The sequence below is a fragment of the Streptomyces sp. DSM 110735 genome, assembly GCF_016482685.1.
Classification (GTDB): Bacteria; Actinomycetota; Actinomycetes; order Streptomycetales; family Streptomycetaceae; genus Streptomyces.
The window spans coordinates 1-26,225 of sequence record NZ_JACYHF010000027.1 but is presented as its reverse complement, the minus strand read 5'-3'; the positions used below and the strand labels follow the sequence as shown (position 1 = coordinate 26,225).

Genomic DNA, 26,225 nt, shown 5'->3' with positions numbered 1-26,225 from the left:
CCGGGGTGCCCTCGCTTCCCCGCCGCGCGCACGGCACTGCGGCGGGGAAGCGAGGGCGCGGGGTGGGCACCGACACCGTGCGGGCGGAGGTGGCCGACGAGGCCGCCGGACTGCGGCGCGAACAGCGCGGCTGGTACTTCTACGACTGGGCGTGCTCGGTCTATTCGACGAGCGTCCTGACCGTGTTCCTCGGCCCGTACCTCACCGCGGTCGCCCGCGACGCGGCCGACCCCGAGGGGTACGTCCACCCGCTCGGCATCCCGGTGCGCGCGGGCTCGTTCTTCGCGTACTCGGTCTCCCTGTCGGTGATCGTGGCCGTGCTGATCATGCCGCTGGTCGGCAGCGCCGCCGACCGCACCGGCCGCAAGAAGCCGCTGCTGGCCGCCGCCGCGTACACCGGGGCGGCCGCGACGACCGGCATGTTCTTCCTGGACGGCAACCGCTATCTGCTCGGCGGGCTCCTCCTGATCGTCGCCAACGCGGCGCAGTCGGTCGGGATGATGCTCTACAACGCCTATCTGCCGCAGATCTCCGCGCCCGCCGAACGCGACGCGGTCTCCTCGCGCGGCTGGGCGTTCGGCTACGCGTCCGGGTCCCTGGTCCTCGTCGCCGACCTGGTGCTCTTCTCCGCGCACGACTCCTTCGGTCTGTCCCAGACGGAGGCGGTGCGGATCTGCCTGGCCTCGGCCGGGCTGTGGTGGGGCGCCTTCACGCTCGTACCGCTGCGCGCCCTGCGCGACCGGCACGCGCGCGTGCCCGCCGCCGCGCCCACCGGTCTGCGCCAGCTCGCGGCGACCGTCCGGGACATGCGCCGCCACCCGCGCACCCTCGCCTTCCTGCTCGCCTACCTGGTCTACAACGACGGCATCCAGACGGTGATCACCCAGGCGTCGGTCTACGGCTCGGAGGAGCTGCGCCTCGGCCAGTCCACGCTGATCGGCGCGGTCCTCCTGGTCCAGGTGCTCGCGGTGGCGGGCGCGCTGACCATGGGGCGCCTCGCCCGGATCTACGGCGCGCAGCGCACGGTGCTCGGCTCGCTGGTGGCATGGACGCTGACGCTGGGCGCCGGGTACTTCCTGCCCGCCCGGGTGCCGGTGTGGTTCTTCGTGCTCGCCGGTGCCATCGGTCTGGTCCTCGGCGGCAGCCAGGCGCTGTCCCGCTCGCTGTTCTCGCACCTGGTCCCGCCGGGCAAGGAGGCGGAGTACTTCTCCGCGTACGAACTGAGCGACCGGGGCATGAGCTGGCTCGGTCCCCTGCTGTTCGGGCTGACCTACCAGCTCACCGGGAGCTACCGTTCGGCGATCGTGTCGCTGGTCGCCTTCTTCGTCATCGGCTTCGTCCTGCTGGCCCGGGTACCGGTGCGGCGTGCGATCGACGAGGCGGGGAATCCGGTTCCGGACAGGATTTAGCGTTCCACACGAAAGGGCGGTAGTGTACGCGTTTGGCCTGCCAGGCGTACCGTTACTGCGCGTCAAAGCCAGCGAAACGCTGGGTGACATCTGCTGTCAGATGTGACAAACCGGGCGCCTGTGGGTAGAACAAGGGGCGGCTACGACGGCGACGCATGACCCTGAACGGGAATCTTTACCGCCGACCGGACGTTGACCGGATGACGACGACAGCGACACCTGTCCTGTGGGCGACAAGCCCGGGAGGCACGATTCATGAGTGAGCGAGCTCTTCGCGGTACGCGCCTCGTGGTGACCAGCTACGAGACGGACCGCGGCATCGACCTGGCCCCGCGCCAGGCCGTGGAGTACGCATGTGAGAAGGGGCATCGCTTCGAGATGCCCTTCTCGGTCGAGGCGGAGATTCCGCCGGAGTGGGAGTGCAAGGTCTGCGGCGCCCAGGCACTCCTGGTCGACGGCGACGGCCCTGAGGAGAAGAAGGCCAAGCCCGCGCGTACCCACTGGGACATGCTGATGGAGCGGCGCACCCGTGAGGAGCTCGAAGAGGTCCTCGAGGAGCGCCTGGCGGTCCTGCGCTCGGGGGCGATGAACATCGCCGTACACCCGCGCGACAGCCGCAAGTCCGCGTAACCCCTCCGGGGGCAAGCACGCACGAGAACCGCGGGCGCCGTACATCTTCGCGATGTACGGCGCCCGCGGTTTCTGTGTGTCCGGGCACCCTCGTCGGCCGTCCGTGTCCCGGCGGGACGGCTGCCGCGGTCAGCGCGGTCAGCGGTTCAGGGGCGGGCGGGGCTCGTCGGTGGGGTCGTCGCGGTGTTCGCGGACGACCTCGCCCTGGACGACCTTGCCGTCGGGGCGGTGGATGCGGGCCTGCTGGAAGGCGTCGCCGAGGGAGCCGGGGGCGGCCACGCGCAGCTTGCGGTTGACCAGGTGCTCGGTGCGGCGGCGTACGAGGGTCTGGACCGGGGGCAGCAGCAGAAGCAGCCCGGCGACGTCGGAGAGCATGCCGGGGATCATCAGGAGCAGACCCGCGAGCATCAGCAGACCGTTGCCGCCGCCGGAGGCGGGAGCGGTGCCGTCCGAGGGGGCGGTGCCGCGGCGCAGTGCCTCGTCCAGGTTGCGGAAGGCGCGGCGCCCCGCGCGCTTGACGACGACGGCGCCCGCGACGAAGCCCGCCACCAGCAGCAGGAACACGGCCAGTCCCCCGGCCGCGTTCGCGACCAGGACCAGCAGCCAGATCTCCAGCACGATCCAGGCGGCGATGCCGAGTGGCAGATAGCGGCGCAGGGCCGAGCGCCGGGTCCGGCCGGTCTGCGGAGGGGTGGAGGCGCCAGTCGTCATGCTTCCAGTGTGCCTGGGCCCGGCTCAGCGCGGGATAAGGGGGTGATCGTCCCCGAAGGACCGGGCCCAGCGGGGCTACTCGCCCTTGGCGGTGTCCTTGGCAGCGGCAGGGGCGCCGGCCCCGGTCGCTGGCTTGTCGGCGCCCTTGGTCCTGAGCTTGTTCACCCGGTCCCCCACGCCCCACGCGGTGACCCGCCACAGCGCCTCGACGAGGATGTCCTTGCTCATCTTGGAGTCGCCGAACTCGCGCTCCACGAAGGTGATGGGCACCTCGACCACGTGGTAGCCCGCCTTGACCGAGCGCCGGGCCAGGTCGACCTGGAAGCAGTAGCCCTGCGAGGCGACCTCCTCCAGACCGAGCCCCTCCAGGGTCTCGCGGCGGAAGGCGCGGTAGCCGCCGGTGATGTCGCGCAGCGGCAGGTCCAGGGCGAGGCGGGAGTAGAGGCTGCCGCCGCGCGAGATGGCCTCGCGGGACCTGGGCCAGTTGACCACCCGCCCGCCGGGCACCCAGCGGGAGCCGAGCACCAGGTCGGCGCCCTTGAGCGCGGTGAGCAGACGGGGCAGTTCCTCGGGCTGGTGGGAGCCGTCGGCGTCCATCTCGACCAGGACGCCGTAGTCGTGCTCCAGACCCCAGCGGAAGCCCGCGAGGTAGGCGGCGCCGAGCCCCTCCTTGCCCTTGCGGTGCAGCACCTTGACGTGGTCGTCCGCCGCCGCCAGCTCGTCGGCGAGCTTGCCGGTGCCGTCGGGGCTGTTGTCGTCCGCCACGAGGACGTGTGCCGCGGGGACGGCCTTGCGTACCCGGCCCACGATCGCCTTGATGTTCTCCGCCTCGTTGTAGGTCGGAATGATCACCAGGACCGTGCCGAGCGGGCCGAACTGCCTCCCCCGGGCCGTGGCCGCGAGGGTCTCGCCGTCGTTCACTGCTGCCCCTTCATGTCGTACGCAGGCGTCCACCATAGTGGTCACCGCCTGCGATGACGTGACAGCACATTCCTACGGTGGTGTCGAGAGCGCAAGAGTTGGGTAGGAACGGGATTTTCGTCGCCGATGTCACGGTGTCCGCCGCCGGTGGTCACAGTCGGCGGTCACCGCCGGTGGTCCGCTGCGGATGGGGGCCCGGCGCCCTTCGGGCCGACCTGGGACCCGCTGGCTGCGGGTCGACCGAGAGCCGTTGTCTACTGAGCGACCGGGCCCCACCCGGGTCACACCTGGCCGGCCGGCGGAGCGTTCCCCCGTCGGCGCGGGCGCTGAGCCTGGCTCCCAGCGACGGTGCCCCGGTGCGGCGGCACACCGTCCCTGACCCAGCGGCGCTGCGACGAGTACGCGAACACTCGGCGGCCGGGCGTCCGGTGGTGGACGCGGCCGAACCTACCGGGCGCCCGCCGTCGACTGTCAACAGCCCTGTGGCCTGCGCAAACACCGGCGCGCTTCGTGCTTGTCGCAAGGATGCGCAGGTCGGGCGGCGGTGCGGCGGCGCGGACCCCGGTCGGCGCCGCCGTCGTAGATCACTCGCCCGGCCGTACGTACACCGTCCGGCCGCCGACCACCGTGCGCAGGCAGACGGGCAGTTCGCGGTCGGGTCCCAGGTCAGGCAGGCCGGGGGTGCCGGAGCGGGGGTCGGTGGACCAGCGGGCGACCCGGTCGTCGGGGGCCTGGACGACCAGTTCGCCGGTGTGCCAGACGGCGTAGTCGGCCGGGGCGCCGGGCACCAGGACGCCCGCGTCGTCGCGCCCGATGGCCCGCCAGCCGCCGCGCGTGTGCGCGGTGAACGCGGCGCGCACCGAGACCCGGTGTTCCGGGGTCCGGTGGAAGGCGGCGGCGCGGACGGTGCCCCAGGGGTCGAGCGGGGTGACCGGGCTGTCGGAGCCGAAGGCGAGCGGCACCCCGGCGCGCAGCAGGGCGGCGAAGGGGTTGAGGGTGCGGGCGCGCTCGGCGCCGAGCCGAGCGGCGTACATGCCGTCCTCGCCGCCCCAGACCGCGTCGAAGGCGGGCTGTACGGAGGCGATCAGACCCAGCTCGGCGAAGGCGGCGACGGTCTCGGGCGTGAGCATCTCGGCGTGCTCGACGCGGTGCCGGGCGGCGCGGACCCGGGCGAGCCCGACCTTCTCGGCGGCGGCGCGCATCCCCTCCACGACGGCGCCGACAGCCGCGTCCCCGATGGCGTGGAAGCCCGCCTGGAGACCCGCCTCGGTGCAGGCGACGACATGGGCGGCGACCGCGTCGGCGTCCAGGTAGGCGGTGCCGGTGCGGGCGGTGTCGTCGGCGTACGGCTGGTGCAGACAGGCGGTGTGGGAGCCGAGGGCGCCGTCCACGAAGAGGTCGCCCGCCGCGCCGAGGGCGCCGAGGGCGCGCGCCTTGTCGACGTCCTGTTCGGCCCAGTAGCCGACGACGCGGGGTCCGGGGCGTTCGGCGGCGAGCTTCAGCAGCCCGGTGAAGTCGTCCTCGGAGGAGATGGCGGGTCCGCCGCACTCGTGGACGGAGCCGATGCCGAGGGAGGCGGCGCGGTCGAGCGCCGCGCGCTGTGCCTCGGCGCGCTGGGCGGGGGTGAGCGCGGCGAAGGCTGCCTCGCGGACGGCGTGGTGGTCGTCGGCGGTGAGCGGCGCGTCGGCGCGGTCCACAGTGGCGGGTACGAGGTCAAGCAGGGCGGTGCTGACGACGGCCGAGTGGACGTCGGCGCGGGAGAGGTACAGGGGACGGCCGCCGGTCGCTGCGTCCAGCTCCGCGCGGGTCGGCGCGCGACCGCCGGGCCAGCGGGCGGCGTCCCAGCCGTGACCGAGGAGCACCCGGTCGGCGGGGCGCTCGGCGGCGAAGGCGCGGACCCGGTCGAGTGCCGCCTCCAGGGACGGCACGTCGGAGAGGTCGAGCCCGGTCAGCGCGAGACCGGTGGCCGTGGTGTGGACGTGGGCGTCGGTGAAAGCCGGGGTGACGAGGGCGCCGTCGAGGTCGATCACCTGGTCCACGCCGTCCGCGAAGGCGTCGGCGGCGCCCTCGGAGCCGACCCAGGCGACCTGGCCGCGCTCCACGACCATCGCGGTGGCGAAGGGGTCGGCGGGGCTGTGGACCTCGCCCCGGCGCAGCAGGACGGTCTCGGGGTCGCTCGTGGGGTCGGCGCACTGGTCACTCATGTCCCACAGTCTCTCGCGTGCGCGCGGGAGGGCGGGAACCGGGGCGGACGGGGACCGGCGGGGTCAGATCCTCGGCGGGCGCGACTCGTACGGCGTGGAGAGCACGACCGTGGTGCGGGTGGAGACCCCGGCGAGCGAGCGGAGCCGGGCGAGCAGCTCCTCCAGCTCGTGCGGGGTGGCCACGCGGACCTTGAGGATGTAGTTCTCGTCCCCCGCGACGCTGTGGCACGCCTCGATCTCGGGGACGCCCGCGAGGCGTTCCGCGATGTCGTCCGGGGCGCTGGGGTCGAAGGGTTTGACCGAGATGAAGGCGGTCAGCGGCAGTCCGACGGCCTCGGGGTCGACGACGGCCGCGTAGCCGCGGATGACGCCCCGCTGTTCGAGCCGGCGCACCCGCTGGTGCACGGCCGACGTGGACAGGCCCGTGGCCTTGCCCAGGTCGGTGTAGCTCATGCGCCCGTCCTTGACGAGCAGCTCCACGATCTGACGGTCCAGCTCCTCCATGCCGCTGAACCTACAGGCCGCGCGATCCTTTCCGGTACCCGAGCTGCGCAGGTCATGCGGGGTACGCTCACCCAGCCATGTGACGAACACCACAGGACTTGTGCGCGCTGCGTGATGTTCTCACGATTACCGCCGAGAGTGGACGGGAAGTGCTTGCTGTGGTCAAGGCCGCAGTGCCTTCACGGCCCAGCCTTAGGGGGAGATTCCCATGCAGAGTGTCAAGCGCCCCGTCCGTCCCGCCGCCCGGCGGCAGCCGCGCGTCGTCGAGCCCGTTCCGGAGTACGTCGAACCCGACTTCGACGACGACGCCGAGAGCCTGGTGGACGCCGAGGACACCTACGACACGTTCGAGATGTACCGGGTGATCTGCCCGGACTGCGCGCAGCCCATCGCGCTCCTCGCGGACGAGGAGGTCCTGCCGGAGCACGCGCGGTGTGCCTCGCCGTGGAACCCGTTCGGCCTCACGGCCTGCTCGGGCACCGGTCGCGCGGCGGCGGACGCCCGCCCGGCCGACGCGTCCGCCGCGCCGCAGGAGCAGGACACCGCCCTGCTGCTGACGCTCCCCCAGGGTCTGGACTGGCGCACCCAGCCCTTCTCGCACGTCGGCGGTCCGGGCTCGCGCCCGATGCGCGTACCGACGATGCGCGACCGGGCCGCCTGAGCCCCCCCTTCTTCAGACGAACGAACGCCCCGCCTTCCGGTGCGCGCTGCGCCGGAGGGCGGGGCGTTGTGCCGTTCGAGCGGGGCGTTGTGCCGTACGGGTGAGGTGTGACCCCGTGCGGGTGAAGTGGCCTGCCGTACGGGTGAACCGGGGCGGGCAGCGGCGGCCGACGCGGGTGGACTGACGCTCGATTTGGCGCGGGGGTGACCCCGGCGGGCGCGCCCGCGTTGGCCAGGCATGACCCCCATGCACACGGCCACCGGGCGTCAGCGCCGGCCCCTCGTCCCACGGCCCGCGGAACCGGCCGCGCCCCAGCCGCCGCAGGACCCGCCCATCTACCGGGAGATGATGCGCACCTGGGCCGACCGGGGCCGCACGCTGCCTGGCCGCCACGACCCGGAGTGGGTCGAGCTGGCGGCCCCGCAGGTGGTCAGGGGGCAGTTCAGCGAGCCTCAGGGCCCGCCACATGACGGGCGATGACCATCCGCTGGATCTGGTTGGTGCCCTCGACGATCTGGAGCACCTTGGCCTCGCGCATGTAGCGCTCGGCCGGGAAGTCGGCGGTGTAGCCGTAGCCGCCGAGGATCTGTACGGCGTCCGTGGTGACCCGCATGGCGGTGTCGGTGCAGTGCAGCTTGGCCATGGCGGCCTGCTTGGCGAACGGCAGTCCCGCGTCACGCAGCCGCGCGGCGGCCAGGTACAGCGCGCGGCCCGCCTCGATCTGGGTGGCCATGTCGGCGATCATGAAGCGCAGCCCCTGGAAGTCGGCGATGGGGTGGCCGAACTGCCTGCGCTCGGTGGCGTAGCCGACCGCCGCGTCCAGGGCTGCCTGGGCCACGCCGATGGCGCACGCGGCGATACCGAGGCGACCGGAGTCCAGCGCCGACAGGGCGAGGGAGAAGCCCTGGCCCTCCTCGCCCAGGCGGCGGTCGTCGGAGACCCTGACGCCGTCCAGGTGGACCTGGGCGGTGGGGCTGCCCTTGAGGCCCATCTTCTTCTCGGGCGCGGCGGCGCTCAGCCCCTCGGCGTCGCCGGGGACGAGGAAGGCGGTGATGCCGCGCGGACCGTCCTCGCCGGTGCGGGCCATGACGGTGTAGAAGTCCGCGATGCCGCCGTGGGTGATCCACGCCTTGGTGCCGGTGAGCACCCAGGAGTCGCCGTCGCGGACGGCGCGGGTGCGCAGTGAGGCGGCGTCGGAGCCGGAGGCGGGCTCGGAGAGGCAGTAGGCGCCGAGCAGACCGCCGCCGAGCATCGCGGGCAGGTGCTCGACCTGCTGCTGCTTGGTGCCGTGGGCGGCGAGCGCGTACGAGGCGAGCGTGTGCACGCTGACGCCGAGACCGACGGTGAGGCGGGCGGCGGCGAGTTCCTCCAGGACCTGGAGGTAGACCTCGTAGGGCTGGTCCCCTCCGCCGTACTCGGAGTCGTAGGGCAGACCGAGCAGGCCCGCCTCCGAGAGCAGGGTGAAGACCTCGCGCGGGAAGCGGGCGGCGTCCTCCTCCTCGGCCGCCTTCGGCGCGATCTCGCGCTGGGCGATCTCACGGACGAGCGCGAGCAGATCGCGGGCCTCTTCCGTGGGCAGTTGACGCTCCACCGGCTGCGGGTCGCGGTCGGACATGGCGTCGGTCTCCTCCCTGTCGGGCACACCGGCGGAGGTGCGCCCCGGGTCGGGCGGCTCCGCCTGATCGTTCCGTCCGCCGACGGCCCGCTCCGGGTCTCGGAGGCGGCTGACCAGCGGCTGTGCCGTGAGTATGCCCGATCCGGGACCTCCCGTCACCAGTTAACGAGCGCTTACTTCAGGAAACCCGAAAAGGCCCTGCGCCGCCTTGTCGACCTTGGCTGCGCGGGGCTGTTGGAGTGAAGCGGGGGTGGTGGTCTGGTCGCGGGGTCAGGCGTCCCGGCGGGCCGGCGGCGGTGCCGGGCAGGAGGGGTCCAGCTCCTCGATGGCGCGCAGGGTGCCGCCGAGCGTCTTGACCAGCAGCTCGCACAGGGTGTCGCGGGTCAGCGCGGGGCGGTCGATCCAGTCGAGGGTGGCGCCCTCGACGCTGCACACCCAGGAGAGCAGACCGCTGCGGGCGAGCGGTCCGACGGCGGTCCTGCCGTACGCCCCGTCCGCGACGGTGTCGACGATCGCCTCGCGCACACCGTCCCGGATCGCGTGCACCTCGGCGTCGAAGCCGACGCCGCCGCTGACGATGGTGCGGTACGCCGCCTGGTGGTGCTCCGCGAACCGCAGATAGCTGTCCAGGGTGCGGTGCAGCCGGTCCACGGCGGGCAGTTCGAGACCGCTCGCGGCGAAGGTGACCAGGTCCGCGACGGAGTCCTGGATGATCGCGAGGTAGTAGCCGCGCTTGGACCGGAAGTAGTAGTAGATGAGCCCCTTCGCGACATGCGCCTGGCGCGCGATGTCGTCCATGGACAGCGCGTCGTAGGACCGGTCGGCGAACAACTTGCGCCCGATGGCGATGAGTTCGGCCCGGCGCGCCGCGGAGCGCTCGGTACCACGCGTCGGTCGGCCCGGGCCGACGGCCTGGGCGAGGGCGGCGGGCTGTTGACGCATATTCAATTCCGGCCCTGGTCTCTGCGGTCGGCGGGACATCCGCAGTATGGCAGAGGCGGCCGTTCGGGTGAGGGCGCGCGACGAAGCGGGCGGGGCGGACGGGGGCGGGCGCGGCACGGGACGAGTGCGGCGCCGGTCGCGTGGACCGGCGCCGCACCCCTGCCGGGTCCCCGGGCTCAGCGCACCCCCACCGCCGCGAGCGCCGCCCGCTGGCGCGGGGTCGGGTGCTCCGGGAAGTACAGGTAGCAGACGCCGCCGGTGCCCGAGGCGAGCTGGCCGGAGGCGTTGTAGCGCTTGGTGCGCAGCCAGATGTTCTCGAATTCGCGCCGTGCGTACACCCGGCGCACCGCGTCGTCGCTCGGGGACGCCGGGTCGTTGGCGATGACGTCACCCTCGGCGGTGAAGCCGATGACGGTCATGAGGTGGCCGGAGGTGCCGTAGCCCGCGCCGGTCAGCTCGGTCTTGAGGAAGGACTGGGAGGTGATGGCGGGGATGCCGGCGGCGATCAGGGTCTCCAGGTCGGTGAGGGAGGTGAGGCGAGTGATCACGCCCTGGAGACCGGAGTAGGAGGCGGCGTAGGCGGCGTTGAAGGGCCAGTTGCCGCAGCCCTCGTACTGGTAGTCGTAGGTGGAGCGGGCGGCGTGGCAGACCTGGGGGTCGGCGTAGGCGGGGTCGACCCAGGAGAGCTGCTCGGGGGTGGGGCGGGCGCCCCAGTACTCGACGATCATCTCCGAGGAGGTGGGGCTGCACCAGGCTTCGCCGCCGTTGTCGTACTGCGGGTACTGCCCCTTGTGGATCTCCTGCGAGTAGCGCGGGACGGCGAGTTCGCGGGTGAGACCGGGGGCGGAGGCGGGGACGGTGAAGCGGTCGGGGATGTCCGAGCCCATGGCACCGACGCGGCGGACCGTGGGGGTCGTGTGGGTGCCGGGCTTGCGGTACAGGGTGAGGCGCAGCCGGTACGAGACCAGGCGCAGCCCCGTGCTCGCGTCGTCGATGGCGAAGGTGTCCGTCCAGACGGAACTCTTGCCGTCGCTCTGGTCGTCCACGGAGGTGCGCCGGATGTCCTGGTCGCCGGAGGCCCAGCGGCCCATCACGTACCAGGGGGTCGCGGTGCCGTCGGAGTACGTGCCGCTCAGCTCGGTCTGGAGCCAGGTGCCCTCGGGGGTGTGCGCGTTCCAGGAGGCGATGACCTCGGTGGCGGGCACGCTCAGCCGGTGCGCGGGCGAGGTCCAGGTGGCGTACTCCCAGGTCGCGGTGGTGCCGGTGTGGGGGTCGGTGTAGTCGGTACGGCCCGCGGGCGCGGCGATCACGATCCCGGGGCGTGATCCGGCGACGGCGCGGACGCCGTGCGCGGTGCCTTGCCGCCAGTCCGTGTACGAGGTCCAGGCGTGGTACTCGACGGGACGGCCGGAGGACCCGCCGTGCCGTACGGCCGGGGCGGCGACGGCGGGAACGGCGGACACCGCCCCCGCGCTCACCGCGACGGCGACGGCCGCCCCGAGGACGCTGCGGCGGGAGGGCTGCTGGGCTCTGCTCATGGACGCGACTACCCCCAGGGAGTCCAGGTGCGGACAGGTGCGAACGCCGCACGGCTTCGCGCCCACTATGCGCCCCCCGCCATGCCCCTGCCAGCACTTCCCCGCTTGTCGCCCGAGGAACATTGGTTCAACCAATGACGACCGCCGCCGGGACGGCGGAACCGCTGGTCAGGCACTGCCCGCGTCGGCATCCCCGCACTGCCCGCGTCAGCCTCCCGGCACTGTCCACGTCAGCCTTACGGCACGTGCGAGGGGGCCCGGGTACGCGTACCCGGGCCCCCTCGCACGTGGAACCCGCCGAACCCCCGGAGGGAGTCCGTCAGATCAGGTCCATCGCCGCCACCTCGTCCGGGCGGCCGTAGCTGACCGGACCCTGGAAGCGGCGGCGGGCCGTGGTGAACCACCAGACCGTGGCGATCAGGATGACGGCCGCGAGGGCGATGGGGGCGTAGTTGAAGGAGTCGACGGTGATGGGCGATGCCTGGGGCAGCATGAAGAGGACGCTGCTCAGGAGGATCCAGGTCACCGCGAGCCAGCCGATGGGGCGCCCCCAGCGGCCGAGGTGCCAGGGACCGGGCTGGAACTCGTCGCCGAGCCGCAGCCGGAGGAAGATCGGCACCGCGTAGGCGAGGAAGAGCCCGACCACGTTGACGCTGACGATGGCGGTGAAGGCCGTGTGGGACCACCAGCCGGGGATCACCAGGGCGAGCGAGCAGGCGACGGCGAGCCAGACCGCCTTGACGGGCGTCCGGGTGCGCGGGGAGACCGAGTGCCACCAGCGGGAGCCGGGCATCGCGCCGTCGCGGGAGAAGGCGAAGATCTGCCGGGTGTTGCTGGTGAGGTTGGCGAGACCGCAGAAGAGCATCGCGCCGATGACGATGAGCAGCATCGCCTTGGCGGTGCCGAGTCCGAGACCGTCGATGAGAATCTGGACGGGAGGCGCGTCGGAACCGGCCACCTTGGCGTAGTCGCTAATGCTGTAGACCAGTGCGAGCATCAGGATCAGGCCGGTGAGGGCCGAATAGCCGATGGCCCGGGTGATCCCCTTCGGCGCGTTGACGGTGGCCTGAACCGTTTCCTCGGACATGTGGAAGCTGCCGTCGAACCCGGTGAACGTCCAGCTCGTGACGAGCAGACCCAACATGCCGCCGTAAAGGCCGTTGGTGAAGCCGGTGTTGTTCTCGAAATGCGTGACGAACGACGCCGACTGATGGTGATCCGGAATCACGATGAGTGCGGTGACGATCACCACGAGTCCGATCAGCAGCCACCACACGGAAATCCGGTTCAGCACGGCGACGAGCTGCACGGTGTAGGTGTTGGCGAGCCCCTGGAGCACGATGATCACGCCCGTGAGCAGCACGGTCTGGTGTGCGGTGGGCTCGTACGACGGCCACTGGAGCGCGACGAACGCCTGGATGAAGGTGGCGGCGGCGTAGCCCGTGGCGGCGGTGCCGCCGATCTGACCGACGAAGTTCAGCCATCCGGTGAACCACGACCAGGCGCCCTTGTGCCGCTTGGCGAGCTTGCCCGCCGAGAAATACAGCGCACCGCTCGTCGGATAGGCGGAGGCGACCTCCGCCATCGCGGCTCCGATGAACAGGACCATCACCGAGACGCCGATCCAGCCGAACACGAGAATACGGGGACCACCCGCATTCATACCGAATCCGAAGGAGGAAAAAATACCCGAGAGGATATTGATGATGGTGAAGGAGATCGCGAAATTGTCGAACGCCTTGAAACGGCGGGTCAGTTTCCGCGGATAACCCATCGCGTGCAGGGTGGCGTCGTCGTCGAGGACGACCGGTTCCTCGTCCCCCCGGGACTTCTCCCGGGGCGTCGATATCCGTTCCGACACAGATCGGCCTTTCTGTTGTGGGGACAGAGCGGGTTGCGGGTTCAGGCGGGTCCCGGGACGGGCAGCCCGCACGCGCGCCGGGCCCGGGAGAGCTGCTCGGCGGGGTCGCCGAAGGCACTCCAGGGCATGCGTGAGGCGTACGGACCCATCGCGGCGAAGACCGCCCGGGCCTCGAACTCGCACTGGGCCATGACCAGTGCGTGCGCGAGGTAGGCCAGGTCGAGCACGGGGGTGAAGCGGTAACCGGCCACGGCGGGCAGCCAGTTGCGGTAGGCGGCCAGGGTGGTGGAGCGCCACTGGGGCTGCTCCCAGACCCGGTCCGCGAGCAGTTGGGTGGGGTTGTAGCTCTCCACCAGCGCCACCAGGGGCAGCAGCCGCAGGGCGGAGTCGGCGGGCGCCCGCTGACTGAGGAAGGCGGCCACGTCCCAGGCGGCGTTCACCGAGCCGCCGTGGCGGGTGAAGAAGAAGGACAGGAAGCGGTGATGGCCCTCGCGGTTCCACGGGTCGAGGGAGAGGACGTGCGAGAACAGCCGCCAGGGACCGGGCGGCGAGGTGAGCAGGCCCTGCGGGGCGGGGTCGCGCAGCCGGTGCAGCCGGGCCATGGTGAGCTTGGCGACCCAGGGTGTGGGGTCGTCGGGGGCGAGGGCGGCGGCACGGTCGCAGGCGGTGAGGGCGATGCGCTCCAGCGTCTCGGCGCGTTCGTCACGCGCGTCGGCTGCCCGCATCGCGCGCTGCACGGCGACTCTGGCCCACATCAGCGTGGACTCGGGCGTGGCCTCCTCGGCGAGCCACTGCTCGACCAGGTCGGTGCCGGCCGCCTCGGAGGCGAGCACCAGCGAGCGGTGGGCGCGCACGCCGAAGTCGGAACGCGTCTCGGCCAGTGCCTCCTGGGCGTAGCGATAACGCCCGGCGCGCACATCGACGCAAACACTCGCCAGGACACGGTCGTCGGCCGCCGGATGCCATACATAGTGCCCTTCGAATAACTCCGCGGCCATGCTCTCCTGTCCGTCCGCATACGGCGCATCACAAGTTGCGCAGGACGCACCTTACTCAGCCGCCGCCGCACCGGGAACGCCTAAATTCACAAATCGGTCGGTGGAATCGGAACGTAATATCCGGTCATTGACCGGAAGTCAGCCAGTGGTTCAAGGGGCGACGTTTCGGCGCCCGCGCGGGGTGCCCGCACCGTCCGCTACTAGACTGTTTCCGGAGAACTCCCCCACACCGCACCACACCTCGGGAATCGCCATTCAGCACCTCGCCGCCCGGCTGCGCGCCCTTCCCCCGTCGCTGGGTCCGGTCCGGCTGGTGGGCGTCGACGGGCACGCCGGTTCGGGGAAGTCCACCTTCGCCGCACGCCTGGCGACCGCGCTGGGCGGGGCGCCCGTCCTGCACCTGGACGACTTCGCGAGCCACGACCACCTCTTCGACTGGACCACCCGCTTCACCGAGCAGGTGATCACCCCGCTGGAGCGCGGCAGGAGCGCTCGGTCCACGCCGTACGACTGGAACCTGCGCGCCTTCGGACCGCCCCGCCCGCTGCCGCCCGCACCCGTGGTCCTGGTGGAGGGGGTCGGCGCGGGGCGCCGGGAGCTGCGCCCGTATCTCGCGCTGCTGCTGTGGATGGAGCTGCCCGCTTCGCAGGCGTGGGCGCGGGGGCGGCGGCGGGACGGCGCGGCGCAGCGGGAGTTCTGGGACGACTGGACGGCGGCGGAGCGCGCGCACTTCGCGGACGACCCCTCGCGCCCCCGTGCGGATCTTCTGGTGCGCCAGATCCAGGAGGGGTACGAGGTGCTGCCGGGGCCCGCGATGACCGATGGACCGGACCAGGATGTCACTCACCGTGAGGGACCATCGGCAGTGTGGTGAACCTGTGAAGAGAAGGGGTGATCGACTTTCACGAGCGCCCCAACTGCGCTTGACCGAGGGCCCGTACAGGTCTTACGTTCTCAATGTGCGGCTCCCCGGAGTCGCCCCGCAGACACGAAGCCCCCGGTTGTTCCCCCGTGACCGGGGGCTTCGTTCTGCCCCGGCACCACCTCCGGGTCCCTTTTGCGCCCCCGAAATCTCACTCTCGGTGACCGCGCGGTGTGCGCCCCGTATGCTCCCACCTCGCGGAACGGCCCCTGTCACACCCTTCGGCACCTGGTCGTCCCACGGGTACGATGCCCTCGGTGCGACCTTCGAGCTGCTGCCTCGCGCACCGGCAACTCCGTTCCGCGGCACAGCGGTTCGACCGCGGCGACCGTCGGGCGCCTGCCCGGTGGTGAACCATCGGGGGCACGGTTCGTGGGGGGATGATGGACTTCGGCACGCGGGGCTCCGAGGCCCCGGCCGACCTCGCCTGGACGCGGGGCGTGGACGCCTACACGATGGGCGCCTACCCGCAGGCGGAGGAGGAGTTCCGCGCCGCGGTGCGGATGGACCCGGGGATGGCCGACGCCTGGCTCGGACTGCACGCGCTGCGCGTGGACACGACGACCGCGCTGCTGCGGATGTTCCGGCACCGCGACCGCTTCGGCGAGCAGCGCGCCCGGCACCGCCGCGCCCTCAACTCCTGGTACTGGCTGGGCTGGTGGGTGCAGCCGGTGCTGGAGAGCCCGCGCGATCTGCTGCTGGCGCACGCCTCGCACTGGCTGGACGGCCGCCATGTGCCCGAGCTGGACCGGGCCCTTGCCGGGCTGCCGCCGGTGGACACCGACCCGCAGGTCCGCTTCCTGCACGCCTGCCGGTCGTATCTGGTCAAGGACTGGGACCAGTTGACGCGGCACACCGACCCGCTGCTCGACGACTCCCTGCTCGGCATCGAGGCCGGGCTGTTCGGCGGGATGGCGCGGGTGCGCCTGGAGATGTACGGGCAGGCCGAACCGCTGCTGGCCGCTGCCCTGATGCGCTGCCGCAGCGAGCAGCCGCAGCGCAAGGAGCTGCGCTACTGGCTGGCCCGCGCGCACGAGGGCACAGGGCGCAGCGCCGCCGCCCTGCCGCTGTACCGGGCGGTGCACCGGGTCGACCCCGCTTTCATGGACACCTCCGCCCGCCTCGCCGCCATCGCCGAGGGCGACGGGTACGACGACCCGGGCGACTTCGCCGCGATCACCCTGGCCGGTGCCGGACAGGACGCCATGGACGGTCCGGACACCCTCGATCCGCTCTTCGGCACCGAGGGACGCGATCTGCGCCTGTCCGAACCCGACCTACCGACCGGTCCCCTGCCCTCGGTGCCCGACCGCGCGGTCCGCGTGAAGAGCGGTACGTCCGCCTCCACGCCGCTGCCCACCGGACCCACCGACCCCGGGTTACTGGAGGAGGCGCTGGCCGAGCTGGAGCGCATGGTCGGGCTCGAACCGGTCAAGCGCCAGGTGAAGGCGCTCTCCGCGCAGCTCAACATGGCGCGGCTGCGGGCGGGCCAGGGGCTCCCGGTGCAGCCGCCGAAACGACACTTCGTCTTCTCGGGTCCCTCGGGCACCGGCAAGACCACCGTCGCCCGCATCCTGGGCCGGGTCTTCTACGCCCTCGGTCTGCTCGGCGGCGACCACCTGGTGGAGGCACAGCGCGCCGACCTGGTCGGCGAGTATCTGGGCCAGACCGCCGTGAAGGCCAACGAGCTGATCGACTCCGCCATCGGCGGGGTGCTCTTCGTGGACGAGGCGTACGCGCTCTCCAACTCCGGGTACGGCAAGGGCGACGCCTACGGCGACGAGGCGCTCCAGGTGCTGCTCAAGCGCGCCGAGGACAACCGGGACCATCTGGTGGTGATCCTGGCCGGCTATCCGGAGGGCATGGACCGGCTGCTCGCCGCCAACCCGGGGCTCTCCTCGCGCTTCACGACCCGGGTGGACTTCCCGTCGTACCGCCCCGGCGAACTCACCGAGATCGGCCGGGTGCTGGCGGCGGAGAACGGCGACCGGTGGGACGACGAGGCGGTGGAGGAGCTGCGGTCCATCGCCGGGCACGTGGTGGACCAGGGGTGGATCGACGAGCTGGGCAACGGCCGGTTCCTGCGCACGCTGTACGAGAAGAGCTGCGCCTACCGGGATCTGCGGCTCTCGGTGTACCCGGGCGCGCTGTCCCGGGACGACCTCGCCACGCTGCGGCTGCCCGATCTGATGCAGGCGTACGGCGAGGTGCTGTCGGGGCGGGGACCGCAGGACCCGTCGGCGATGTGACGACGGGTCCCGCGGGCTGTGCGTGAGGGCGGTCAGGCGGTCAGCGCCTGCTCCGGCTCCCCGCTCGGTCTCGGCGCCGAGACCTCCGCGCCGGACCGCTCCGGCTCCGGACTCCTGTCCGGCGACGGCGACGGCGCGGGGTGCGGATGGGCCGGGTCGCGGACCTCGCCCACCAGCAGTTCCAGCGCGTCCTCCAGGGCGACCAGACCGAGCACCCGCCCGGAGGCGTCGGCCACCTGCGCCAGATGGGTGGCCGCCCGGCGCATCACGCCGAGCGCGTCGTCCAGTGGGAGTTCCGCGCGGAGCGTGGCCATGGGCCGCCAGACGTGCTGGGGGACCGCGCGCCCGGAGTCCTCCAGGTCGAGGACGTCCTTGACGTGGACGTACCCCATGAAGGCGCCCTTGGCCGAGGCGGCCACCGGGAAGCGGGAGTAGCCGGTGCGCGCCGTCAGCTCCACGATCTGCGCCGGGGTCACCGACGGGTCCACGGTCACCAGGGACTCGCGCTTGAGCAGGACGTCGGTGACCGGGCGGGAACCCAGCTCCAGGGCGTCCTCCAGGCGCTCCTGCTCCTCGGGGTCGAGCAGTCCGGCCTGGCCGGAGTCCTCGAGGAGGCGGTTGAGCTGCTCGCTGGTGACGACGGCCTCGACCTCGTCCTTGGGCTCGACGCGGAAGAGCCGCAGGATGCCCTGGGCGCAGGCGCCGAGGGCGACCGTGACCGGACGGCACAGCCGGGCGAAGTACACCAGACCGGGACCGAGCCAGATCGCCGCCTTCTCCGGTGCGGCCATGGCGAGGTTCTTCGGGACCATCTCGCCGATGACCAGGTGGAAGAAGACCACCGCGGCCAGGGCGATCGCGTAGCCCAGCGGATGGATCATGCCCTCGGGCAGGTGGACCGCCTCGAACAGCGGCTCCAGGAGATGCGCCACGGTCGGCTCGGCCACCGCGCCCAGGGTCAGCGAGCAGACGGTGATGCCGAACTGCGCCGCCGCCATCATCTGCGGCAGCCGCTCCAGACCGTGCAGGACCTGGCGCGCCCGCGCGGTGCCGAGCGGTTCGATCTGGCTGCGGCGCACGGAGACGAGCGCGAACTCGGCGCCGACGAAGAATCCGTTGGCGAGCACGAGCAGCGCCGCGAAGAAGAGTTGCAGGACGCTCATCGCACGGTCTCCTTCACCGCGGCCACCGGCGCCGTACGGACCACGCGGACCCGTTCGGCACGGTAGTGGCGGACCTGGCGGACCGAGAGCCGCCAGCCGGGCAGTTCGGCCCGGTCACCGGGCGCGGGGATACGGCCGAGCAGGTCGGCGACCAGCCCGGCGACGGTCTCGTACGGTCCCTCGGGGGCTTCGAGGCCGATGCGCCGGAGCACGTCGACCCGGCAGCCACCGTCCACGTCCCAGGCGGGGCGGCCGTCCTCGGGCGGGGCGGCGACGAGTTCGGGCACGTCCTGGCGGTCGTGCTCGTCGCGGACCTCGCCGACGAGTTCCTCGACGATGTCCTCCAGGGTGACCACGCCCGCCGTGCCGCCGTACTCGTCTACGACGACCGCGATGGGCTGCTCACTGCGCAGCCGGGTCAGCAGCGGGCGCACCGGCAGGGTCTCCGGGACGAGGAGCGCCTTGCGGGCGATGCGGGCGACCGGGGTGCGCAGGCGCTCGTGCGCCGGGACCGCCAGGGCGTCCTTGAGGTGGACCATGCCGACCACGTCGTCGATCTTCTCCCGGTAGACGGGGAAGCGGGACAGACCGGTGGCCCGGGTCAGGTTGACCACGTCCTCGGCGGTGGCCGAGTCCTCGAGGGCGCTGACCTTCACGCGCGGGGTCATGACGTGCTGTGCGGTCAGCTCGCCCAGGGAGAGCGTGCGCACGAACAGGTCGGCGGTGTCCTGCTCCAGGGCACCCGCCTGTGCGGAGTGCCGGGCCAGGGAGACCAGTTCGCCGGGGGTGCGGGCGGAGGCCAGCTCCTCGGCGGGCTCGACACCGAGCGCGCGCACCAGTTTGTTCGCCACCGTGTTCAGCACGGCGATGACCGGGCGGAACAGACGCGCGAAGCGGTGCTGCGGTCCCGCGACGAAGCGGGCCACCTGGAGCGGCTTGGAGACCGCCCAGTTCTTGGGCACGAGTTCGCCGATCACCATCTGGACCGCGGAGGCGAGCAGCATGCCGACGATCACGGCGATGCCGGAGGCGACGCCCTCGGGGACGCCGAGCGCGGCCACGGGGCCGTCCAGCAGGTCGGCCAGGGCGGGTTCGGCGAGCATGCCGACGACCAGGGAGGTGATGGTGATGCCGAGCTGGGTGCCGGAGAGCTGGAAGGACAGCTCCTTGAGCGACTCCACGACCCGGTGGGCGCGCTTGTCGCCGTCGGCGGCCGCCTTCTCGGCGTCGGGCCGCTCGACCGTGACGAGACCGAATTCGGCCGCCACGAAGAAGCCGTTGGCGAGGATGAGCAGGAAGGCCGCCGCGAGAAGCAGCAGAGAGGTGGTCATGATGCCGCCGCCTCCGCACGCACGCGGAACGGGTCCGCGGTATGTCGGCAGGGGGCGGCGCAGGTACTACAGGACGATCCGTCCATCGCCGGAGAGGGTCACTCCTCGGATAGCAGGGAAACCTCCGTGCGCGCCGGGCGTGGCACGACGGAGGCGGAGGCGCCATGGGGACGCCTCCGCCAACAGATTAGTCAAGACAGGGGCCGGTGCGGCAGGGGCGGCGCCCCCGAACCGTCCCCGAGCGGACCCCGAACCGTCCCTGACCTCGGGCAGGACCACGGTCGGGGTTCAGCCCCGGGAGGGCTCGGGATCGCGCGGCGCGCGCTGCTCCACCAGAGTGCGCAGGGCCCGCGCGTCGGCGATGGCCCGCTGCTTGGCGACGCCGGGCTGGATGCCGAGCGCGGGCAGGCTGGTGCCGTCGGTGAGGTTCAGGAACACCCAGGGGTCGCCCTGGCGCAGGTTGACCTGGACGATCTCCGCCCAGTCCAGCGTGCGGCTGCTCGCGATGTTGACGACGGTCACACCGGAGTCCTCCGCGACGACCTTCACCCGGGCGAGCCGCGCCAGCACCCAGAAGATGAGCGCGCCGGTCAGGACGAAGGTGAGCCGCTCCCCCGGACCGACGTGCTCCAGGAGCAGCCCGATCCCGGAGATGACCACGAAGATCGCGACTCCGGCGGTGAGCAGGATGACCCGGGTGGGACCCGGCCGGAAGGTGACCGGGAGGGCGGGCGGGGTGTCGGACATCCGGGGCGTGTCCCTCACAGGCGGCAGGCGTGGATGGCGGTGGTGAGGATGGCGCGGGCGCCGATCTCGTAGAGGTCGTCCATGATGCGCTGGGCGTCCTTGGTGGGGACCATGGCGCGGACGGCGACCCAGCCCTCGTTGTGCAGCGGGGAGACCGTCGGGGACTCCAGTCCGGGCGTGAGCGCGACGGCCTTCTCCAACTGCTCGACGCGGCAGTCGTAGTCCATCATCACGTACGTGCGGGCGACCAGGACGCCCTGGAGGCGGCGCAGGAACTGCTGGACCTTGGGCTCCTCGATGTCCGCGCCGGTACGGCGGATCACGATGGCCTCGGAGGTCATGATCGGGTCGCCGAAGACCTCGAGACCCGCGTTGCGCAGCGAGGTGCCGGTCTCCACGACGTCCGCGATGACCTCGGCGACGCCCAGCTCGATGGCGGTCTCCACGGCGCCGTCGAGGTGGACGACGGAGGCGTCCACGCCGCGCTCGGCGAGGTGGCCCGCGACGATGCCCTCGTAGGAGGTGGCGACGGTACGGCCCTTGAGGTCCTCGACGCCGTCGGCGGTGCCGGGCTTGGCGGCGAAGCGGAAGGTGGAACGGGCGAAGCCGAGCGGCAGGATCTCCTCGGCACCGGCGCCGGAGTCGATCAGCAGGTCGCGTCCGGTGATGCCGATGTCGAGGCGGCCGGAGGAGACGTAGAGCGCGATGTCGCGGGGACGGAGGTAGAAGAACTCGACCTCGTTCACCGGGTCGACGACGCGCAGTTCCTTGGACTCGCGGCGCTGCCGGTAGCCGGCCTCATGCAGCATCTCCCCCGCAGGTCCGGACAGGGAACCCTTGTTGGGGAGAGCGATGCGCAGCATGAGGTTTCGGCTTCCTTCGTGGTGTGGGGTGGTGCGGTGGAACGGGCGGAGTGCACAGGGCGGTTCAGAGGTGGGCGTAGACGTCGTCCAGCGAGATGCCGCGGGCGACCATCATCACCTGGACGTGGTAGAGGAGCTGGGAGATCTCCTCGGCCGCCGCCTCCTTGCCCTCGTACTCGGCGGCCATCCAGACCTCTGCGGCCTCCTCGACGACCTTCTTGCCGATGGCATGGACGCCCTTGCCGACCAGTTCGGCGGTGCGGGAGGTGGCGGGGTCGCCGGTGGCTGCCTTGTGCTGGAGCTCGGTGAACAGCTCCTCGAACGTCTTCTTGGACATGGTGGTCTCCACCCTACGCGCTCCGGGGGTGCCTCAGTGCCAGGGTTCGGACACCGAGCGCAGCGTGGCAGCGGTCGCGACGGCGGCGGTGACCGCCTCGTGGCCCTTGTCCTCGCTGGAGCCCTCGATGCCGGCCCGGTCCAGTGCCTGCTCCTCGGTGTCGCAGGTGAGCACGCCGAAGCCGACGGGGACACCGGTCTGCACCGAGACCTGGGTCAGTCCCTGGGTGACGCCCTGGCACACGTAGTCGAAGTGGGGGGTGCCGCCCCGGATGACGACGCCGAGGGCGACGATCGCGTGGTAGCCGCGGTCCGCGAGGACCTTGGCGGCCACGGGCAGCTCGAAGCTGCCGGGGACGCGGATCACCGTCGGCTCGTCGATGCCGAGTTCGTGCAGTGCGCGCGTGGCGCCGTTCACCAGACCGTCCATCACCTTCTCGTGCCACTGCGCCGCGATGACGGCGACCCTGAGGTCGCTCACGTTGCGTACGGACAGCTCCGGTGCACCCTTGCCGCTCACGTCTCTCCTAAGTGCTGTGTCTTGCTGGTCGTGCCGGGTCTTACTGGTCGCCGCAGGTGGACACGGCGGGGGTGTCCAGCCAGGGCAGGTCGTGGCCCATCCGGTCGCGCTTGGTGCGCAGATACCGGAGGTTGTGCTCACCGGCGCGGACGGGCATCGCCTCGCGGTCGGTGACTTTCAGACCGTGGCGTTCCAACGCCTCGGTCTTGTCGGGGTTGTTGGTCATCAGGCGGACGCTGCGCACGCCGAGGTCGGCGAGGATGCGGGCACCCGCGCCGTAGTCGCGGGCGTCGGCGGGCAGTCCGAGTTCGAGGTTGGCGTCCAGGGTGTCGCGGCCGCGCTCCTGGAGTTCGTAGGCGCGCAGCTTGGACAGCAGTCCGATGCCGCGTCCCTCGTGTCCGCGCAGGTAGACGACGGCGCCCCGGCCCTCGGTCTGGATGCGCTCCAGGGCGGCGTCGAGCTGGGGTCCGCAGTCGCAGCGCTGGGAGCCGAAGACGTCGCCGGTGAGGCATTCGGAGTGGACGCGGACCAGGACGTCCTCGCCGTCGCCGAGTTCGCCGTGGACGAGGGCGACGTGCTCGACGCCGTCGGCTGCCCGGTAGCCGTAGGCGGTGAAGGCGCCGTGCCGGGTGGGCAGCCGGGTCTCGGCCTCGCGGCGGACGGCGGGCTCGGCGGCGGACGCGACGGTCGCGCTCTGCGCGGGCACCGCGCCCGGGGTCTCCTGGGCGCGGCGGTAGGCGATCAGGTCCGCGATGGAGATGATCGTCAGCCCGTGCTTGCGGGCGAAGGGGATCAGCTCGGGAAGGCGCAGCATCCGCCCGTCCTCGCCCGCGATCTCCACGATGGCACCGGCGGGGCGCAGTCCGGCGAGGCGGGCGAGGTCGACGGCGGCCTCGGTGTGGCCGTCGCGGACCAGGACGCCGCCCTCGCGGGCGCGCAGCGGGAAGATGTGGCCGGGGCGCACCAGGTCGGCGGGCTCGGCGGTGCCGCTCGCCAGGAGCTGGAGCGTGGTGGCGCGGTCGGCGGCGGAGATGCCGGTGGTCACGCCGTGCGCGGCGGAGGCGTCCACGGAGACGGTGAAGGCGGTGCGCAGCGCCTCGGTGTTGTCCTCGACCATCTGCGGCAGCCGGAGCCGGTCGAGTTCGGCGCCCTCCATGGGCGCGCAGATCAGTCCCCGGCACTCGCTCATCATGAAGGCGACGATCTCGGGGGTGATCTTCTCGGCGGCGATGACGAGGTCGCCCTCGTTCTCGCGGTCCTCGTCGTCCACGACGACGATCGGGCGCCCGGCCGCGATGTCGGCGACGGCGCGCTCGACGGGGTCGAGCGCGAAGTCCTCGAAGGCGTCGGTGGGGTGGGTGTCGTGCAGGGGCGGTGCCGAGGTCATGCCGGCGCTCCTTCCAGGACGGGCCGCGCCGCCTCGCGGGAGCGCAGCCACCAGTCGCGCATGCCCCACAGGACGAGTGCGCCGTAGATGACGTAGACGAAGCCGGAGAAGGCGTAGCCGTTGGCGAAGTTGAGGGGGACGCCGACCAGGTCGACCAGGAGCCAGGCGATCCAGAACTCGGTCATGCCCTTGGCCTGGGCGTACATGGCGACGATGGTGCCGACGAAGATGTAGGCGTCCGGCCACGGGTCCCAGGACAGGGACGGGTAGGCGGTGAAGAGCAGGGCGACGGCGACCGTGCCGAGCGCGGCGGCGGCGAGCATCGCGGCGCGCTCGCGCCAACTGGCGAAGCGGGGACTGATGTGTCCCCCGGCGGCGTTCTTGCCCCGCCGCCACTGCCAGAAGCCGTAGACGGCGACGGCCATGACGACCGCCTGCTTGCCCGCGCTGCCGGTGAGGTGGCCGTAGAAGGCGGCGAAGAGGATCAGACCGGAGACGAACTGGACCGGCCAGGTCCACAGGGAGCGGCGCCAGCCGAGGGCGAGGGCCGCCAGACCGAAGACGTTGCCCAGCATGTCGGACCAGAGGATGTGCTGGCCCAGCAGCGTGAACGCCTCGGAGTTGAGTGAGTTCACCGCACGTCCCCCTGTCCGGCCGCGAGCAGCCGCTCCACGTACTTGGCGATGACGTCGACTTCGAGGTTGACCGGGTCGCCGGGCTGCTTGTGGCCGAGCGTGGTCAGGGCGAGGGTGGTCGGGATGAGGCTGACGGTGAAGAAGTCCGCGCCCGCCTCGACCACGGTGAGGCTGATGCCGTCCACCGTGATGGAGCCCTTCTCCACGACATAGCGGGAGAGGTCGGCGGGCAGCGAGATCTTCACGATCTCCCAGTGCTCGGAGGGGGTGCGGGCCAGCACCTCGCCGGTGCCGTCGACGTGCCCCTGCACGATGTGGCCGCCCAGGCGGGCGCCGACGGCGGTGGGGCGCTCCAGGTTGACGCGGGAGCCCACGTCCAGCACGCCGAGGCTGGAGCGCTTGAGCGTCTCGGCCATGACGTCGGCGGTGAACTCGTCGCCCTCGTGGTCCACGACGGTGAGACAGACCCCGTTCACGGCGATGGAGTCGCCGTGCCGCGCGCCTTCGGTGACGACGGGGCCGCGAAGCCGGAAACGGGAGGCGTCGTCGAGATTCTCGACGGCGGTGACTTCACCCAGCTCTTCGACGATTCCGGTGAACACTTCCCGGGTCCTCCTGCCTCATGGGGCACGGACTCCGGGGCTCGTCGATGACGACGGCAGGAACGGACGAGGCGTGACCGGGTGCGACGCCGAGGGGGACACGTCCGTGTGGACGGGTCCTTCAAACGGCGGCGCGCATCGGTGATGCCCGCCCGCCGCGCACTGCCTCCCATCCGGACTTTAACCGTCGGTCCAGGAATTTCACCTGGTCAACCGGCCGCTGGAAGCGACCGGGTCGCGGACTGTAACCGCCGGTTCGGAATTTCACCGACCCCGGAGTGCGCTGCTTCTGGTACACGGCCAGTGTGCCATGCCCGGCTGTCACCCATGCGGACGAGTGGTGTGGGCTGCCTCACAGGAACGACGGTCCGGCTCGCGCCGGTCACCAAGGCGCTGCTCAACCCCCTTTTCTTACAGGTGTGTTGAGCATGGTCCGGACCTATTGACCGCAGTGGTCTAGTCCTCTTAGGGTGCGGACGGACCCGGCGGCGGTGACGACGGCCCTTGCCCGCCGCCGGGTCACACCACGACCCCCATGTCACATCCGCGCCGCCCCGTCCGTCCCACCCTTGAAGGGGTGAAGCGCCCCGCAGGGGAAGTGGAGGACGGATGAGCACGATCCTCGTGACCGGCGGAACCGGCACGCTCGGACGGCACGTCGTGGGACGACTGCGGGAGGACGGTCACGCGGTACGGGTGCTCAGCAGGCACGCCGAGCCGTACGCCGTCGACCTGCGCGCGGGCGGTCCCGCACTGGACGCGGCCCTCACGGGCGTGGACACCGTGGTGCACTGCGCGAGCAGCCCCCGGGGCGGGGACGAGCAGGCGGCGGACCACCTGATCGCCGCCGCACGACGCGCCGGTACGGCCCATCTGGTCTACATCTCGATCGTCGGCGTGGACCGGGTACCGCTCGGCTACTACCGCACCAAGCTCGCGGTGGAGCGCCGGATCGAGGACTCGGGGCTCGACTGGACGGTGCTGCGCACGACCCAGTTCCACGACCTGGTGGCCACGGCGCTCCGCGCCCTCACCGCGCCGCCGCTCTCGCTGCTCCCCGCCGGGCTCTCCGACCAGCCGGTGGAGGTGACGGAAGTGGCGTCCCGCCTGGCCGAGTTGGCAGGTGCCGCACCGGCAGGGCGGGTGCCCGACATGGGCGGACCCGAGGTACGGACCCTGCGCTCCCTGGCCCACGCCTACCTCCGCGCCACCGGACGACGCCGGGCGCTCGCGGAGGTGCCGCTGCCCGGCCGGACCTACCGGGCGTTCCGCGCGGGCGGGCATCTGGCGCCGGAGGGGGCGGTGGGGAAGGTGACGTTCGAGGAGTATCTGGCGGCGGGGCGGGGGGGGCAGTAGCGGCGGGGGGGGGGGGGGCGGGCGGGCCGGGGGGGGGGGGGGGAGGGGGGGGGTTTTGGGGGGGGGGGGGGGGGGGGGGGTTGGGGGGGGGCCGGGGGGGGGGGGGCGGGGGCGGGGGGG

24 protein-coding genes and 1 riboswitch are annotated in these 26,225 nt (G+C 72.0%); of the genes, 6 read left to right on the top strand and 18 right to left on the bottom strand.

Annotation, left to right across the window (positions count from 1 at the left end; translation table 11 throughout):
- Positions 1 to 62 precede the first annotated feature (62 nt).
- Both IF655_RS28115 and IF655_RS28110 read left to right on the top strand, forming a co-directional pair.
- A complete protein-coding gene (locus tag IF655_RS28115; protein ID WP_199587950.1) occupies positions 63 to 1,409 on the top strand; it encodes an MFS transporter in 1,347 nt (448 codons plus the stop codon).
- Between the two features lie 255 nt (positions 1,410 to 1,664).
- A complete protein-coding gene (locus IF655_RS28110; protein ID WP_003977404.1) occupies positions 1,665 to 2,039 on the top strand; it encodes an RNA polymerase-binding protein RbpA in 375 nt (124 codons plus the stop codon).
- 138 nt (positions 2,040 to 2,177) lie between these two features.
- On the opposite strand, the gene fxsA is transcribed toward IF655_RS28110, so the two are convergent.
- The 4 genes from fxsA to IF655_RS28090 form a co-directional block, all read right to left on the bottom strand.
- Positions 2,178 to 2,750 (bottom strand): FxsA family membrane protein, encoded by a 573-nt coding sequence (gene fxsA, locus IF655_RS28105; RefSeq protein ID WP_199587949.1) that lies wholly within the window; start codon positions 2,748 to 2,750, stop codon positions 2,178 to 2,180.
- 75 nt (positions 2,751 to 2,825) lie between these two features.
- Positions 2,826 to 3,671 (bottom strand): polyprenol monophosphomannose synthase, encoded by an 846-nt coding sequence (locus IF655_RS28100; protein WP_199587948.1) that lies wholly within the window; start codon positions 3,669 to 3,671, stop codon positions 2,826 to 2,828.
- A 584-nt stretch (positions 3,672 to 4,255) separates the two neighbouring features.
- A complete protein-coding gene (locus tag IF655_RS28095) occupies positions 4,256 to 5,875 on the bottom strand; it encodes an amidohydrolase (protein ID WP_199587947.1) in 1,620 nt (539 codons plus the stop codon).
- A 63-nt stretch (positions 5,876 to 5,938) separates the two neighbouring features.
- A complete protein-coding gene (locus tag IF655_RS28090) occupies positions 5,939 to 6,379 on the bottom strand; it encodes an Lrp/AsnC family transcriptional regulator (protein WP_199587946.1) in 441 nt (146 codons plus the stop codon).
- A 208-nt stretch (positions 6,380 to 6,587) separates the two neighbouring features.
- Between IF655_RS28090 and IF655_RS28085 the strand changes: the two genes are divergently transcribed.
- Complete coding sequence (locus IF655_RS28085; protein WP_199587945.1) at positions 6,588 to 7,040, top strand: hypothetical protein; 453 nt, start codon at positions 6,588 to 6,590, stop codon at positions 7,038 to 7,040.
- 442 nt (positions 7,041 to 7,482) lie between these two features.
- Here the strand turns inward: IF655_RS28085 and IF655_RS28080 are convergent, their stop codons facing one another.
- The 5 genes from IF655_RS28080 to IF655_RS28060 form a co-directional block, all read right to left on the bottom strand.
- Positions 7,483 to 8,655, bottom strand: a complete 1,173-nt coding sequence (locus tag IF655_RS28080; RefSeq protein WP_199587944.1) for an acyl-CoA dehydrogenase — start codon at positions 8,653 to 8,655, stop codon at positions 7,483 to 7,485.
- A 270-nt stretch (positions 8,656 to 8,925) separates the two neighbouring features.
- Positions 8,926 to 9,597, bottom strand: a complete 672-nt coding sequence (locus tag IF655_RS28075; RefSeq protein WP_199587943.1) for a TetR/AcrR family transcriptional regulator — start codon at positions 9,595 to 9,597, stop codon at positions 8,926 to 8,928.
- A gap of 176 nt (positions 9,598 to 9,773) precedes the next feature.
- The gene (locus IF655_RS28070) at positions 9,774 to 11,135 is read right to left on the bottom strand and encodes a peptidase C39 family protein (RefSeq protein WP_199587942.1); all 1,362 of its coding nucleotides are present in this window, start codon (positions 11,133 to 11,135) and stop codon (positions 9,774 to 9,776) included.
- A 319-nt stretch (positions 11,136 to 11,454) separates the two neighbouring features.
- Positions 11,455 to 12,996 carry an amino acid permease gene (locus IF655_RS28065; RefSeq protein ID WP_199587941.1) on the bottom strand — a complete coding sequence of 514 codons (1,542 nt, stop codon included), beginning with the start codon at positions 12,994 to 12,996 and terminating at the stop codon, positions 11,455 to 11,457.
- Positions 12,997 to 13,037: 41 nt separating this feature from the next.
- Positions 13,038 to 13,994: a hypothetical protein gene (locus IF655_RS28060; protein WP_199587940.1), complete on the bottom strand. Its 957-nt coding sequence runs from the start codon at positions 13,992 to 13,994 to the stop codon at positions 13,038 to 13,040.
- Positions 13,995 to 14,247: 253 nt separating this feature from the next.
- Between IF655_RS28060 and IF655_RS28055 the strand changes: the two genes are divergently transcribed.
- Both IF655_RS28055 and IF655_RS28050 read left to right on the top strand, forming a co-directional pair.
- The gene (locus IF655_RS28055; RefSeq protein ID WP_199587987.1) at positions 14,248 to 14,868 is read left to right on the top strand and encodes a uridine kinase; all 621 of its coding nucleotides are present in this window, start codon (positions 14,248 to 14,250) and stop codon (positions 14,866 to 14,868) included.
- A gap of 431 nt (positions 14,869 to 15,299) precedes the next feature.
- Positions 15,300 to 17,165, top strand: coding sequence for an AAA family ATPase (locus tag IF655_RS28050; RefSeq protein ID WP_199587986.1), 1,866 nt, complete (start codon positions 15,300 to 15,302; stop codon positions 17,163 to 17,165).
- A 32-nt stretch (positions 17,166 to 17,197) separates the two neighbouring features.
- On the opposite strand, the gene IF655_RS28045 is transcribed toward IF655_RS28050, so the two are convergent.
- From IF655_RS28045 to IF655_RS28005, 9 genes are all read right to left on the bottom strand, one after another.
- Entirely contained in the window at positions 17,198 to 18,328 is a 1,131-nt protein-coding gene (locus IF655_RS28045; protein ID WP_199587939.1) for a hemolysin family protein, read from the bottom strand.
- Positions 18,325 to 19,659 (bottom strand): hemolysin family protein, encoded by a 1,335-nt coding sequence (locus tag IF655_RS28040; RefSeq protein WP_199587938.1) that lies wholly within the window; start codon positions 19,657 to 19,659, stop codon positions 18,325 to 18,327. The genes IF655_RS28045 and IF655_RS28040 overlap by 4 nt, the downstream gene beginning before the upstream one ends.
- 288 nt (positions 19,660 to 19,947) lie before the next feature.
- A complete protein-coding gene (locus tag IF655_RS28035) occupies positions 19,948 to 20,406 on the bottom strand; it encodes a PH domain-containing protein (protein WP_199587937.1) in 459 nt (152 codons plus the stop codon).
- Between the two features lie 14 nt (positions 20,407 to 20,420).
- On the bottom strand, positions 20,421 to 21,269 hold the full coding sequence (gene hisG, locus IF655_RS28030) for an ATP phosphoribosyltransferase (protein ID WP_199587936.1): 849 nt from the start codon (positions 21,267 to 21,269) through the stop codon (positions 20,421 to 20,423).
- 64 nt (positions 21,270 to 21,333) lie between these two features.
- Positions 21,334 to 21,606 carry a phosphoribosyl-ATP diphosphatase gene (locus IF655_RS28025; protein ID WP_026249121.1) on the bottom strand — a complete coding sequence of 91 codons (273 nt, stop codon included), beginning with the start codon at positions 21,604 to 21,606 and terminating at the stop codon, positions 21,334 to 21,336.
- Between the two features lie 33 nt (positions 21,607 to 21,639).
- Complete coding sequence (ribH, locus tag IF655_RS28020) at positions 21,640 to 22,125, bottom strand: 6,7-dimethyl-8-ribityllumazine synthase (protein WP_199587935.1); 486 nt, start codon at positions 22,123 to 22,125, stop codon at positions 21,640 to 21,642.
- A gap of 40 nt (positions 22,126 to 22,165) precedes the next feature.
- Positions 22,166 to 23,512, bottom strand: coding sequence for a bifunctional 3,4-dihydroxy-2-butanone-4-phosphate synthase/GTP cyclohydrolase II (locus IF655_RS28015; RefSeq protein WP_199587934.1), 1,347 nt, complete (start codon positions 23,510 to 23,512; stop codon positions 22,166 to 22,168).
- Positions 23,509 to 24,147, bottom strand: a complete 639-nt coding sequence (locus IF655_RS28010; protein ID WP_199587933.1) for a nicotinamide mononucleotide transporter family protein — start codon at positions 24,145 to 24,147, stop codon at positions 23,509 to 23,511. The genes IF655_RS28015 and IF655_RS28010 overlap by 4 nt, the downstream gene beginning before the upstream one ends.
- Positions 24,144 to 24,749 carry a riboflavin synthase gene (locus IF655_RS28005; protein WP_199587932.1) on the bottom strand — a complete coding sequence of 202 codons (606 nt, stop codon included), beginning with the start codon at positions 24,747 to 24,749 and terminating at the stop codon, positions 24,144 to 24,146. The genes IF655_RS28010 and IF655_RS28005 overlap by 4 nt, the downstream gene beginning before the upstream one ends.
- Positions 24,750 to 24,904: 155 nt before the next feature.
- Positions 24,905 to 25,035, bottom strand: a riboswitch (FMN riboswitch).
- 323 nt (positions 25,036 to 25,358) lie between these two features.
- Here IF655_RS28005 and IF655_RS28000 point away from each other — a divergent pair.
- Complete coding sequence (locus IF655_RS28000; RefSeq protein WP_199587931.1) at positions 25,359 to 26,105, top strand: SDR family oxidoreductase; 747 nt, start codon at positions 25,359 to 25,361, stop codon at positions 26,103 to 26,105.
- Positions 26,106 to 26,225: the final 120 nt, after the last annotated feature.

Coding starts and splice junctions, on each gene's coding strand:
- IF655_RS28110 (WP_003977404.1), top strand. CDS start 1,665: ATGAGTGAGCGAGCTCTTCGCGGTACGCGCCTCGTGGTGACCAGCTAC.
- fxsA (WP_199587949.1), bottom strand. CDS start 2,750: ATGACGACTGGCGCCTCCACCCCTCCGCAGACCGGCCGGACCCGGCGC.
- IF655_RS28095 (WP_199587947.1), bottom strand. CDS start 5,875: ATGAGTGACCAGTGCGCCGACCCCACGAGCGACCCCGAGACCGTCCTG.
- IF655_RS28090 (WP_199587946.1), bottom strand. CDS start 6,379: ATGGAGGAGCTGGACCGTCAGATCGTGGAGCTGCTCGTCAAGGACGGG.
- IF655_RS28085 (WP_199587945.1), top strand. CDS start 6,588: ATGCAGAGTGTCAAGCGCCCCGTCCGTCCCGCCGCCCGGCGGCAGCCG.
- IF655_RS28080 (WP_199587944.1), bottom strand. CDS start 8,655: ATGTCCGACCGCGACCCGCAGCCGGTGGAGCGTCAACTGCCCACGGAA.
- IF655_RS28075 (WP_199587943.1), bottom strand. CDS start 9,597: ATGCGTCAACAGCCCGCCGCCCTCGCCCAGGCCGTCGGCCCGGGCCGA.
- IF655_RS28070 (WP_199587942.1), bottom strand. CDS start 11,135: ATGAGCAGAGCCCAGCAGCCCTCCCGCCGCAGCGTCCTCGGGGCGGCC.
- IF655_RS28060 (WP_199587940.1), bottom strand. CDS start 13,994: ATGGCCGCGGAGTTATTCGAAGGGCACTATGTATGGCATCCGGCGGCC.
- IF655_RS28050 (WP_199587986.1), top strand. CDS start 15,300: ATGGACTTCGGCACGCGGGGCTCCGAGGCCCCGGCCGACCTCGCCTGG.
- IF655_RS28045 (WP_199587939.1), bottom strand. CDS start 18,328: ATGAGCGTCCTGCAACTCTTCTTCGCGGCGCTGCTCGTGCTCGCCAAC.
- IF655_RS28040 (WP_199587938.1), bottom strand. CDS start 19,659: ATGACCACCTCTCTGCTGCTTCTCGCGGCGGCCTTCCTGCTCATCCTC.
- IF655_RS28035 (WP_199587937.1), bottom strand. CDS start 20,406: ATGTCCGACACCCCGCCCGCCCTCCCGGTCACCTTCCGGCCGGGTCCC.
- hisG (WP_199587936.1), bottom strand. CDS start 21,269: ATGCTGCGCATCGCTCTCCCCAACAAGGGTTCCCTGTCCGGACCTGCG.
- IF655_RS28025 (WP_026249121.1), bottom strand. CDS start 21,606: ATGTCCAAGAAGACGTTCGAGGAGCTGTTCACCGAGCTCCAGCACAAG.
- IF655_RS28015 (WP_199587934.1), bottom strand. CDS start 23,512: ATGACCTCGGCACCGCCCCTGCACGACACCCACCCCACCGACGCCTTC.
- IF655_RS28000 (WP_199587931.1), top strand. CDS start 25,359: ATGAGCACGATCCTCGTGACCGGCGGAACCGGCACGCTCGGACGGCAC.